General features: G+C 51.5%; 11 protein-coding genes. 8 read left to right on the forward strand and 3 right to left on the reverse strand.

Annotated elements, in window-relative coordinates:
• Positions 1-58 precede the first annotated feature (58 nt).
• On the forward strand, positions 59-583 hold the full coding sequence (locus tag D3H35_RS32430) for a polymorphic toxin-type HINT domain-containing protein (protein ID WP_325050122.1): 525 nt from the start codon (positions 59-61) through the stop codon (positions 581-583).
• A gap of 279 nt (positions 584-862) precedes the next feature.
• On the forward strand, positions 863-1,228 hold the full coding sequence (locus D3H35_RS13965) for an Imm8 family immunity protein (RefSeq protein ID WP_158594109.1): 366 nt from the start codon (positions 863-865) through the stop codon (positions 1,226-1,228).
• A 126-nt stretch (positions 1,229-1,354) separates the two neighbouring features.
• Here the strand turns inward: D3H35_RS13965 and D3H35_RS13970 are convergent, their stop codons facing one another.
• The 3 genes from D3H35_RS13970 to D3H35_RS13975 all read right to left on the reverse strand — a co-directional run bounded on the left by D3H35_RS13970 (position 1,355) and on the right by D3H35_RS13975 (position 5,837).
• Complete coding sequence (locus D3H35_RS13970; protein ID WP_158594110.1) at positions 1,355-1,723, reverse strand: transposase; 369 nt, start codon at positions 1,721-1,723, stop codon at positions 1,355-1,357.
• On the reverse strand, positions 1,710-2,069 hold the full coding sequence (locus D3H35_RS35360; protein ID WP_417289552.1) for a transposase: 360 nt from the start codon (positions 2,067-2,069) through the stop codon (positions 1,710-1,712). The genes D3H35_RS13970 and D3H35_RS35360 overlap by 14 nt, the downstream gene beginning before the upstream one ends.
• A gap of 642 nt (positions 2,070-2,711) precedes the next feature.
• Positions 2,712-5,837 (reverse strand): leucine-rich repeat domain-containing protein, encoded by a 3,126-nt coding sequence (locus tag D3H35_RS13975; protein ID WP_119149930.1) that lies wholly within the window; start codon positions 5,835-5,837, stop codon positions 2,712-2,714.
• A gap of 465 nt (positions 5,838-6,302) precedes the next feature.
• On the opposite strand from D3H35_RS13975, the gene D3H35_RS13985 reads away from it, so the two are divergent.
• From D3H35_RS13985 to D3H35_RS14010, 6 genes are all read left to right on the forward strand, one after another.
• Positions 6,303-8,093 (forward strand): extracellular solute-binding protein, encoded by a 1,791-nt coding sequence (locus D3H35_RS13985; protein WP_119149931.1) that lies wholly within the window; start codon positions 6,303-6,305, stop codon positions 8,091-8,093.
• A 105-nt stretch (positions 8,094-8,198) separates the two neighbouring features.
• Entirely contained in the window at positions 8,199-9,131 is a 933-nt protein-coding gene (locus D3H35_RS13990; RefSeq protein WP_119149932.1) for an ABC transporter permease, read from the forward strand.
• A 13-nt stretch (positions 9,132-9,144) separates the two neighbouring features.
• Complete coding sequence (locus tag D3H35_RS13995) at positions 9,145-10,032, forward strand: carbohydrate ABC transporter permease (RefSeq protein WP_119149933.1); 888 nt, start codon at positions 9,145-9,147, stop codon at positions 10,030-10,032.
• A 35-nt stretch (positions 10,033-10,067) separates the two neighbouring features.
• A complete protein-coding gene (locus D3H35_RS14000) occupies positions 10,068-10,262 on the forward strand; it encodes a hypothetical protein (RefSeq protein WP_119149934.1) in 195 nt (64 codons plus the stop codon).
• A 152-nt stretch (positions 10,263-10,414) separates the two neighbouring features.
• On the forward strand, positions 10,415-11,041 hold the full coding sequence (locus tag D3H35_RS14005; RefSeq protein ID WP_119149935.1) for a TVP38/TMEM64 family protein: 627 nt from the start codon (positions 10,415-10,417) through the stop codon (positions 11,039-11,041).
• 141 nt (positions 11,042-11,182) lie between these two features.
• Complete coding sequence (locus tag D3H35_RS14010) at positions 11,183-12,361, forward strand: hypothetical protein (RefSeq protein ID WP_119149936.1); 1,179 nt, start codon at positions 11,183-11,185, stop codon at positions 12,359-12,361.
• Positions 12,362-12,364 lie beyond the last annotated feature (3 nt).

Below are 12,364 nucleotides of genomic sequence, written 5' to 3' on the forward strand. Positions count from 1 at the left end.
CACACCTCCGGTATCGACTGGTTGGTAGTCTACTGAAGGAATCCGGTTTGGAGGGAAAATAAGTAAAACTTCGGGAGCCAAGACTACTAAGAGTAGTTCACACTGCAACTGTTTTACGGCAGGAACTAAGGTTCAAACAGACGAAGGGGAGAAGAATATCGAAGACATTGAAGTCGGAGATAAAGTTCTCTCGAAGGATGAGAATAACCCTAATGGAGAATTGGCTTACAAAGAAGTAACTGGTTTATATCGAAACCAACGTGATGATATAATTAAATTGCATGTTGGGGAGCAAACCATCGAGACTACCGACAACCATCCTTTCTATGTTGAAGGAAAAGGGTGGGTTTTTGCAGATGAACTCCAAGTGGGCGATAAACTCCAAAAGTCTGACGGAAGCAACTTAACTATTGAAAAGGTTGAGTTCGTTAAGTTGAATGAGCCAGTTACGGTTTATAACTTTACGGTTGCTGACTATCATACGTATTATGTAACGGATATTGGGATTTGGGTGCACAATACAACTTGTTTTAGCGGTTCTGCATCTGATTTAGCCAATAAGGCAAATAATTCAAAAAAATGATGGCTTGTCAGATGCAGTAGTTCCATTAAATAAAGTGAATGATGCAGCCAAGGTGTTTGTAGGAAATGGATACAGTACAGTCCAGAAAAATGGATATACTTGGTATATTAGCAGTGGTGGAACAAAAAGAGTTAGGGTTGGTGCTAAAGTGAGTAAACCAGGTATAGTTGAAGTAAATTATGAGACCTTTAAGAATCCATTCGAGTTTACTCGTGATAACCAACTAACGAATTACCATGTACAAGTACAGTAGTCTTGTTAAGAAAGGTGGACATGATTTTGATTATTCCTGAAGTAAAAAGCATTATTATAACGGGAAACCCCACTATTATTGGGAAATTAGAAATCGATGAAACTGTCGATTTAGGAGATGATTTTCTATTGTCAGGAACAGCGTGCATTGGTACTAAGGAGTCTAGCGCATGTGACAATTTTGATTTTACTGTTATCTCACCCAAAGCCCTTGATAGGAAGTTAAATACCACCAATCTTATTAACGGAAGAGCATGTTTCATTGTAAAGGACTTTGATATTAAACTGCTCAAAGAGAGAATAGACGACATAATTTCGAATTGTTTGGGTGAAACGTGGGAGGAAATCGCACAAAAATTAAGTCCTTATTTTTATTGGGAATACGAAAACTGATACGTGAGATGTTCATTTCGACCTTAAGAGCTTATTCTTAAGGTCTTTCTTTTTGGCTGATTCCCAATGTTTATTGCTTAGGAGACCATTTTTTGAATTTCGTTCTCACAGTAACTCGGAAGAGCCTTACCCGTTGTTTTCACGGACTGTCGGAGCGCTTCTCGGTGGCAACTTCCGTTCACCGGCATACTTGCGGAACGTTGGCTTTTCATCGATGCAAAGAATGACACCCGATTGTAGCCGCGAACTGAGCAGTTGATCCAGCGTCGCGGTGCTTAGACGCACGAATGTCGCCACTTCTGCGACGGTGTGTTTTGTCCGATCTCGGGCGAAGAGGATGCAGACTTGTTCAGCCGATATCCCGCGTTTCTTGGCGACGCCTCCGCGTTTGTGGGTTTTACGCGGAAGCTTACGCTTTCCCTTTTCGGAATACAGAACGTATGTCTCGTCTGCCTCCACAATGCCTTCGAGCGATTTTGTTTTAATCTGGGACAAGGTGTGTAGGCGTCTCATGACGCCATTCAAAAGAAACCTGCAACGAGATACCGACCAACTTCGCGCATTTGCGCAAAGAGTAGCCTTGCACCATCGCCCGCAGGTAACTGGCCCATTTCTCCGGATAATTTGTATGGTGGATGGGCGTGTTCGTTAGATCGTTAAACATATGGCCGCAGGCTTTGTGCAGACACAGATAACACTGGCGACCGTGATAAGTACCATTTTTCTTAAAGTTGTCAGATTCGCCACAATGCGGACACGTAAGGCCATCGTGAAAACGGGAGGCTCGAATCTCGTCCAGGCTTGAAAGCTTGCTTTGCGCAGGCGAGTCCGTTTTCTCTATCGCACTTCAGAAAATAAAAAATGATATAAACACTGAAATAAACATTTGTGCATATTGTAAAAATGCCGAGTTCATGTCGGATGGTGCCGAAGAGCTTCGTCATGGTTGGTATTGTTTTAGGGATGTTACTTATGTTGACAGGAGAGTCCCTTGGTTTAATCGAATTTCAGATTTTGAGAAAGCAATTCCTCATGTGGATGCATTTCACTGGTGTCCGCGACACCTCTATTCGGATAGAGATATAGTTGAATTAACCCCCTCACCGTATACTCCCTTAAAAGACTGGTGATTCTGGGTTCAAGAGGGTGAGATCATTACGGCAATAATCGCTATCGTCATTGGATTGATCCAGCTTTTTTTTCCTAAACAACTTTGGTTGCTTAATAGTTACATGCTTCGAATTAAAAAAGGAAAAGTTAGTTTTGGATCAGAGCCCCCCACAGTACTGATCATTGTTATTAGTAGAGTAGTGGCTGTATTTGTAATATTGGTAGGAATTTTGATCTTAAGTACATAAAACTCGGATTTAATAAAAATACAACCGCAGTGAATTACATTCAAAAGCAGTCAAACAAAAGGCGGTCGCATGCACATTCGAGGAATGGGCTTGCGACCGCCTTTTTGTATTTGGCCCTATCTCGTCTACTTCCGAAGCTTAACCGTCATCCAATCGCCCCGGTAAAGGTCTTTCTTCAGATCGAGATAATCCTTATACTCCTTCGATTCGTCGAAATCGCCGTCGAAAGCGATCAGCCGCAGATAGGGACCGGTTGGCGTGAGCTTCTGGCTCTTTCCGTCGGGAAAGGTTACCGTGCCCATGTCGTCCCGGTAAATGCTGCTGACGGAATAATCGATAGCTCCGGCTGCAACGACCATAGGCTTGTCGGTATGGTTCGCGACGAGCACGCTTCCCCCGAAATTATATTTGTAGGACTCATTCTCGAAGGCCTGATAAGAGATTCCCGCCGTCAAATAGATGGCGCTGTAAGGCGGCAATGTCAAGGATCGGGCGTTTCGTATCGCGTATTCCTTGTAGAGGCCTCCGTCCGGCTGAGGGTTCGTCTTTTTTACGTACAGCTCAAAGGCGGTTGCATCGAACGCATATAAGCTCTCCGTTCCTCCGGACTGTCCGGGATCGGGGCTGTCTTGACCGTCTCCGGACGAAGAACCGGTGCTGCCCGATTCAGCGGCAGATTGCTCCGTCAGGAGCGAGTGCAATCTTTTAGCCATTATGACAGCTTGCTCGATGCTCGCGTTTTTCTTCGGTCCGAAGGTCGTCGGCGTAAGGCCCGAAATGACGCCGATCGAGGACATGTAGTCGATGGCTTCGGCGGCGTAGGAGCTGAACTTGCTTCGGTCGGTGAAGACTTTGGCGGTACCGCCCGGAATCTTTTTGCCCGACTGATCGACAACGCGCATGAGCATCGCTGCCAGCTGTTCCCGAGTAATCAGCGCGCCGGGGGAAAACTTGTCTGTGCTCGTTCCCTTCACTATTCCGAGCCGGTAAGCTTTCAAGATTTCCGGATCGGAGGTGTCCTGGAACGGATTGGACGAAGCGGCCGTAGCCTTCTCACCGGTCAGCGCTTCGTGCAGCTTGACGGCGATCGCGCTGAATTGCTTGCGGGTCACGCTGTCGGAGAACAGATCGCTTTGAACCGGCAGCGTCAATCCGATACGGCCCGCATATTGCAGATCCGGCTTGGCCCAATCGGAGACGCCTCGCAGCTCGCCGATGTCGACCGTCTGTCCGTCGCCGCCTTGCTTCTTGATCGTGAAGACGATCTTCGTCACCTTGCCGTCCTTGCCGGTTACTACGAGCGTGTGCACGCCCTCCTCGCTTACTGTGCCGCCGTTGGCAAAAGGCTTGCCGTCGAGCGTCGCGGTTCCTTGGTCGAACGTGATGACTTTATCCGTGTTGTACAGGCCGCCTGAGGCTACCCCGCGTACTTTGGGTCCGCTCTGAAGGAGGGTAAATCGGACGGTCGTGCTGTTATTGGCTTCGTCGGTGACGATAAGCGTATAAGCGCCGTCCTCGCCGACCGTCGCTCCGTTTCCGAGCGGCTTGCCGTTTAACGCGGCCTTTCCCTCGTTATAGGTAATGCTGACGGCTTGTTCGTAAGTGGCGCCGTTAACAACGCCTGTTACGACTGGCGGCTGTTTGTCGATGACGAAGTGAATGTCCTTGTCCAAGCCGGCTTGATCGCGGACATACAAGCTGTACGCGCCCTCTTCGCTTACCGTCGTTCCGCTGGCGAAAGGCTTGTCGTTCAGCGTTGCCGTTCCTCTATTGAAGGAGATGACCCGGTCCGTATTGTAGATTCCATCGGCTACGCCGGTGACGACGGGTGCGATCGAGGATGCGACATTTTTATCCAACTTGAGATCGGTCAGCTTCGACAGTTTCAAGATCGGACTGGCATCGCGAATCGTCGGGTTTCCATCCATCCACAAGCCAGTTAAATTCTCCAAATTCCCGAGTACGGCAATGTCGCTAATGCTGTTATTTTGGAGATTGAGCTCCTTAAGGTCCGTTAAGCCTGCGAGTGCGGCAATGTTGCTAATGCTGTTATTTGGGAGATTGAGCTCCTTAAGGCTCGTTAAGCCTGCGAGCGCTCCGATATCGCTGCTTTTGGTTTCAATCAGCGAAAGCGACGTCAAGCCGGTCAAGTTTTTGAGCGCACCGATGCCGCGCAGCGGATTTTTACCCAGTAGGAGTTCTTTTAACGCCTTCAAGGAGGCGAGCGGAGCGATGTCCTGGATGCGGTTTTCGCCTAAGTAAAGATTCGTCAGCTTCGTCATGCCCGCGAGCGGACTGACGCTTTCGATTTTGTTCCCGTATGCTCCCAGCTTCTCAAGCTTCGTCAACCCGGTCAAAGGGGACAAATCCGATATTTCGTTGTAGTCCAGATTGAGTTCCCGCATGTTCGTCAATGCCGAGAATGAAGAAATATCGCGGATTCGGTTGTAATCCAATTCAAGCCAGCTGAGACTTGGCACATTCGTCAAACCGCCGACATTACCGATTTGGTTGTTGCTTAACCACAGCGTGTGCATGTACGGCTTGTTCGAGAATGCGGCGATGTCTGTAATTTTGTTCAATCGAATGCTGACTTCCCGCAAATCGGACAAATTCGCGAGCGGACTAATATCGCTGATCTGATTATTGAACAAGTGGAGGACCTTCAGCTTCGTCAGGCTGGCCAGCGGTCCGATGTCGCGGAGATTGCTTTGGTCAGCGTAGAGAAATTCCAAATGAGTCAGTGAAGTGATCGTAGACAAATCCAGGCTCTTGGCATTCCTGATTTCCATGAACCGCAATTCTGCCAATTGGCCGAGCGGGCTCAAATCCCGCACCGGGGTATTGCTGAGGCCGATCGACTCCAGGCTGGGCATGCCGGCGACCGGCGTAAGGTCAGTGACCGGATTGTCGGACAGCGACAAGGTGCGAACATTCACCGCGTATTCCAGTCCGGTAAGGTCCTTGATGTTTTTGTTCCCCAAGCCCAGCGAAGCGAGGCCGGTGGCCATATGATACGGATCGGCGCGCGCCGCCATTTCCGCCTGGGTAATTTGGCCGTCTTTGTTCGTGTCTACGCCTATTTCCAGCAAAGCCTTCTTGAGATTAGCGTCCGGGAAATTCACGACAGGGGAGCCGTCGTCCGCAGCGAAGGCTGTACCCGATACGTTCCCGACCGCATTCCCCGCCGAAAGCAGGAGCATCAGAAATGCCGTTGCCGCACATAATTTCTTCATTCTTTTCGTTGTCATGACTTCGTCTCGTCCTCCGCAAAATAATCGTAATAGGCAGCAATTGGCTAAATAATGGTTTTGCTTTAGTCATTCTACGATCGGACAGCATCCCCTTTATTTCGACAATTAAAGATTGGTTAAAGAACACCCGCCATGAAGCCGCGGCCCGAGCTGCTGCTCATGGACGAACCGGTTCTCCGTACTCGACGAATTTTCGTCACCCTCAGCATTTCCGAATCGATTTTTCTCTCCGACCGAGTGTTTGTCCCATCCCCTCATCCCGGAAGGCTCTCCGCAGGACCCCACTCTGCGTCGCCAACAGGTTGGAAAACGACAAGGAATGTTGGATACGAATGTAGTACCGCTATTCGGTTGCTATATATAATCAAGGCAGGAAAATGAAAGCACTTACAAAGAGCGGTTGTTTTCCAGCGCGCATACCCGGGGCATTATCGTTTTTCATCTTCTGAAGGGGGATATTCGATGAACAAAAGAACCATCACGCTAGCGATTTCGATCGCACTTGTTTTCTCGCTCATCCTGGCAGCATGCAGCAGCAAGAACAGTGACAATAAGGCTAGTCCGAGCTCCAAAGCTACGATGACCCAAGAAGCGAGCCCGCCCGCATCGACGTCGACTCCCGAACCGTCTCCTACGGGATTCGAGTTTCACAAATACGATACGCCGATCCAACTGACATTCCATACGCTCGTCGGGGCGGACAGCAAGTGGCGCGACGGTGAGTCCTTCGAGAACAACGCGTTCACTCGATGGGCGAAAGACGAACTCGGCATTGAGTGGAAGACGAAATTCCTCTCGCCGACTTTCGACGACAGCAAGACGAAGTTGAATCTCGGCATGGCCAGCAACGAGCTGCCGGACGCCATCTTCTCCGATACGGCGCAACTCGGAGTGCTCGCCGGCCAAGGCTACCTGGCGCCTCTCAATGAGTTGATCGAAAAATACGGATCCCCCCTCGTTAAGGACAGGTTAAAGGCAGCGATGGAAGCGTCCGGAGGCAAGTTCCTGTCTCCTTATACGATTGACGGTAAATATTATGCTCTTCCAATCGACGTGGAGATGTGGGGCAGAACGTACTATAACACGTTTATCCGTCAGGATATTCTGGACTCGCTAGGCAAGCAGGTGCCGCAGACGCTGGAGCAGTTCGAGGACGTGTTGGCTGCCTACAAAGCAAAGGTGCCGGACGGCATCGGCGTGTTCTTGCACAAGGATCTTGTGCCGGACGGAGTGAACCAGATGTCGCCTGCTATGCAGCCGTATAACGCGTACCCAGGAAGATGGGTTGTCGGCGCGGACGGCAAGCTGGCTTACGGAAGCATTCAACCCGAAACGAAGAAGGGCTTGGAGACGCTTAACAAATGGTTCAAGAACGGATGGCTGGATAAAGAATTCATTATGAAGGATTTCAATAAAGCGCTAGAGCAAGTAGTGGCCGGCAAAGTGCTTTCGATTACCGGAGACTGGTGGTACGCGTATTACCCGTTGCCGGACGTCGTGAAGAACGTAGAGACGGCCAAGTTTTCGGCCACCAGCCTGCAAGGGCCGGACGGGAAAGCGAGGCTGGTAACCACCAATCCGTTCAGCCTCGCAATCGGCATATCGTCCAAGAGCGAGCATCCGGAAGCGTTCATCTACCAGTTGAACGAAATGATGGATTCCGCTCTACGCCAAGATTCGGCTTTGCGCGATCGAATGAAGAACGAATACGGCTACGAGTTTAAGTATCCTGTCGAAAGCGCGAACTCGCAAATTGCCAAAAACCCGGAGGCTCCCCAAGAGCAGCAGGATTTTGACGTCGTCAAACCGGGCCCGATGTTTTTCCGCACAAGCATTAAAACCAAGTTTTTCGGCGGTTTCCAATGGGTCGGCGATGTGGACAAAGGCTTAAACGATCTTGTAGCGGTCGCGAATGCAGTCGACAAAGGAAACAAGGACGGTCTAAGTTTGAGCCAGCAGCAGATGTTGAACGATTTGACCAACAACAAAACAATCGATGCCTTGGTTTCGGAGGTTCATCAGGCTCAGAGCATCCGTTCCGATATGGTGATTGACGGCTTCACGGGCGCGCCGACGCCAACGATGATCGAGAAGGGCGCTTACTTGAAGAAGTTGGAGAACGAAATTTTCGCCAAAATCATCTTTGGCAGCAAACCGATCGACGATTTTGATAAGTTTGTATCCGACTGGAAGAAGGCGGGCGGCGATCAAATTACGCAAGAAGTAAACGATTGGTACGCGAAATCGAAATAAGGATCGCAAGATATGGCCGCCGCGGGGACGCTGCTCTCCTGCGGCGGCTCTTTCATTACACGCGACACGCGCAGCAGCGCTAATAGCTAAGCTTGGAGGTCCGGCATGAAGACAAACGTTCTCGCTGTCGTCGGAAGCCCATTGAGACGTTGGGCGAAGAACCAATCGCCTCTCTACTTAATGCTCTTGCCCGGCGTGGTCCTGCTGTTCTTGTTCAGCTACTGGCCGATGTTCGGCCTGATCATGGCGTTCACCGACTTTCAACCGAAAAAAGGCTTTCTCGGCTCGCCCTTCGTCGGGCTGAAATGGTTTGAATACTTGTTCTACAATTCACCGGATTTTTCGCAAGTGCTGCTCAATACGGTCGTCATCGCATTGCTCAAAATAGCGGTAGGAACGTTCGCCTCTATCGTCTTTGCTTTGCTGCTTAACGAGGTAGTGGGGCGCTGGTTCAAAAAAACGGTGCAGACGATTACGTACTTGCCGAACTTCCTGTCCTGGGTCGTGATCGGCGGCATGGTTGTCGACCTGCTGTCGCAGCAGGGTATCGTCAATCGGATCATTCACGCATTCGGCTTCGACGATATTCCGTTCCTTCAGAGCAACCATTGGTTTCGGACGGTGATCGTCGCTTCCGACGTCTGGAAGAATTTCGGCTTCGGAGCGGTCTTGTACCTGGCTGCGATAGCGGGTATTAATCCTGAATTGTACGAGGCTTGCGTCGTCGACGGCGGCGGTAAGTGGAGGCGAATGCGCCATATTACTTTGCCGGGCATCGTACCTACACTGATTATGCTGTCTACTCTTAACCTCGGCAATATTCTGAACGCGGGACAGGACCAGATCCTCATTCTATATAACCCTCTCGTCTATGAGACGGGGGACATTCTCGATACGTTCGCGTACCGAAGCGGGATCGTGAATGTACAATATTCGTTTGCTACGGCAGTTGGCTTTTTTAAGTCGCTTGTCGGTCTCGCATTTATTCTGATGGCTAACCGGCTGTCCATTCGATTCGCATCCAGAAGGATTTTTTAGGAGGTGACCGGCGATGGTTCATTCGAACACGCTCCGAGACAAACTTTCCCGCTGGTTCATTACGGGACTGCTGACTGCGGCGGCGCTTCTTTGCTTGTTTCCCATTCTGAATTTGATCGCGATTTCGTTCAGCGACAAAGCGTCCACTTCGGCGAATGAAGTAATATTCTGGCCCCTTGGTTTCAATACGAACGCTTACGAAATCATCCTGAAAAATCATGCGTTCCTGCACTCCTTATGGATCGCGGTGGAGAGAGTTGTCGCCGGGGTTGCAGTCAATATGTGCCTCATTTTGCTGTCGGCCTATCCGCTTGCTCAGGAAGTCAAACGTTTCAAGAGCAGAACCTTTTTCGTCTGGTATTACGTATTCACCATTCTTTTTAGCGGAGGGCTGGTCCCGCTCTTCATCGTCGTGAATAAAATGAATCTTTACAATAACTTCTGGGCGTTGATCCTGCCTTACGCCGTTCCGGCTTTCAGCGTTATCATCCTGATGAACTTCTTTCGCAGTCTTCCCGCGGGGCTTACGGAGGCGGCGGTTATGGACGGGGCGGGGCATTGGACGATCTTGCTACGGATTTGCCTGCCGCTCTCGCTGCCCGCCCTGGCCACGCTCGCGCTCTTCTCGTTTGTTCAGCATTGGAACGATTGGTTCGTGGGCCTCTATCTCATGTCGGACAGCGTGAAGTGGCCGTTGCAGACGTACTTGTACTCCCAATTGTACGTCGGCATCGATTTCAGCAGGCTTAGCCCGGATGAGGCCATATTGATCGGCAGCATTTCGGATCGTTCGCTCCGGGCGGCCCAAATCTTGTTGACGATGGTTCCGATTCTGATCGTATACCCGTTCATCCAGCGGTTTTTCGTTGCCGGATTAACCATTGGTTCGGTCAAGGAATAAGCCAAAGCGGGAATCCGGCGAAGGGATGGACGAGGTTGGAGTGGACATGGGAATCGAGCGTTGCGCGGAGCATGAAGACGGAACGGATCGGCCGCTGGAGGCTGGGAGAGAACGGCTTGACGTTCGTTCGCAATCCGATCGTCGATCGGGAAAGCCATGGGATCGTCCCGTCTGCTCGTATCGATAGAGGCGAGGTAAAGACATTCCTGAAAAACCTGGGATCGACGTAATCCGACTCGAACGTCTTCCTGATGTGATGGACGTTCACGGCACATTGACCGCTTTCTTTCCGTATCCCGGTTGATTCCCCGCGCCCGTTCCGGTAAGCTTGCATACAAAGACCTCTCGCCGTCCATGCGGTAACGAAAGCGGTGCCCTTCCCATGTCGATAGCCGATACGCTGTCCTCCTTGACAGAGGAGGATTTGAAAAGCGTCTTGGAGCAATACCGGTCGCTCGGGCCGTTGCCCGGCATTTTTCTTACGTTCTTGAAATCGTTCGTTCCGCCGCTGCCGACCATCGTGATCGTAGGCGTGAATGCGGCGACTTACGGCTTATGGCTCGGATTTCTCTATTCCTGGATCGGTATGGTCGCAGGCTGCGTGACGACGTTTCTCATCGTTCGCCGAATCGGGCGCTCTCGGTTCGTGGAGCGCTGGGCGCAAAAGCCGAGGGTGCAGAAGAGCATGATCTGGATTCGGCGCAACTCGTTCGGATATGTTTTCGTTCTTAGTCTGTTTCCGGTCGGGCCCTTCGTCGTCATCAACATGGCGGCGGCGATCGCTCGCATGCCGCTTCGTTCCTTCGTCATCGCGATCCTGTTCGGCAAAGCGGTCATGGTGTTCTCCGTGTCGGTCATCGGTCACGATGTGATGCGGTTTTTCCGCCATCCGGCCGAGCTGCTCTACGTCGCTGCGTTCGTGGCGATCTCCTACGTCGTCAGCAAAAAGCTGGAGACGCGGTTTACGAAAGAGCCCGAGGACGGGAAGGATTCGGGACAGCCCTTATAAAAAATAATTCGATGAGCGTACGCCGGCATTTCCGCGAGGGATGTCGGCGTATTCTATTTTGTCCGGCATCCCTTTACTTGGCATGGACGTCTCGGCTACCCGCATATACTCTGTTGAATATTGACAGGAATGAGGGATTCCATGAGTTCGAACGGCTTGCTCTATTTATCCGTTGTACGCAGCTTTTTGGCGCCTGGGGCGGAAGTTGCGCAATTGCCGGTTCCCGGTTACGTGCCCGCCCTGCTGGCGGTTGATCTAGACGGCGACCGGGATGTGGAATTAACGGCTGTTTATTGCTATCAGGGGGAACCGTATCTGCTGGCGCTGAAGCGGCAAGGAGCGAGCTGGTATCCCGTTGCCTCGTTGAAGGGAAAAGGGTACGGCGTAACAGATTTCGCAGCGGCTCCGATTACTCGCCGGGATCAGATGAGTCTGGTCATCGGCTGGCGGACGGGACAGGGCTCATCGGAGCTGGAGCTGCTTGAATGGACCCCGCACGGGTTTCAGCGGTTGATCGAAGAGGGGACGGAGTACAATTACTTGGAGCTTGAAGATATGGACGGCTTGAGGGGGAGAGACGGCCTGTGCGAATTGGCGCTGTGGACTTATGACGAGCGAGCCGCCTACAGCGTAGAGACGTATCGGTGGAGCGGGTATCGGCTCGTCTCCGCTCCCGATGCGTATCCTTATTATTTTCCGAGAGTTGCGCGATATTATGAGGCGTTATCCGTCCAAGCGCCGGGAGAGCTTCTTTACAGAAGCGGTCTGGAGGACGCAAGAGCGAAGGCAGGCTTGTCCGACTTGACCGCCGAGCCTTCTGTCGATTTGTCCCGGACGTTCGGTCTGAATTCGGAGAGGGAGAGGGACCCTCTTCTGGAAGAAGCCATTGCGGGAGCGTTCGGGCTGCAGAGGGGAAAGGGCGAGGTTCGATATTATTACAACCGGATCGATCTTAATGGGGACGGAGTGCCGGAGACGTTCGTCCTCTTGACCGGCGCGGAAGTATGCGGCTCGGGAGGCTGCTCCGCCGCTGTATTCCAACCTGGACAACGGTCGGAGGACGGGTATGTTCTCCACTCGCGATTCACGCTCGTCCGTTCCCCGATTATTGTCAGCAACGAGACGACGAACGGCTATCACGATATTCTCGCGGAGGTGTCGGGCGGAGGGCAGGCTTCCGCATGGCACCGGCTTCGATTCGACGGAACGTCTTATCCTTCGAATCCGTCGGTCGAGCCTATCGTGGCGGACGGAACGAAGGTGTTCGGGACGAGGCTCGTGAGCGACGATTTGGACGTCTATCGCGGGATTGGGTTATAGACC

The sequence above is a fragment of the Cohnella faecalis genome (assembly GCF_003570905.1).
Lineage (GTDB): Bacteria > Bacillota > Bacilli > Paenibacillales > Paenibacillaceae > Cohnella > Cohnella faecalis.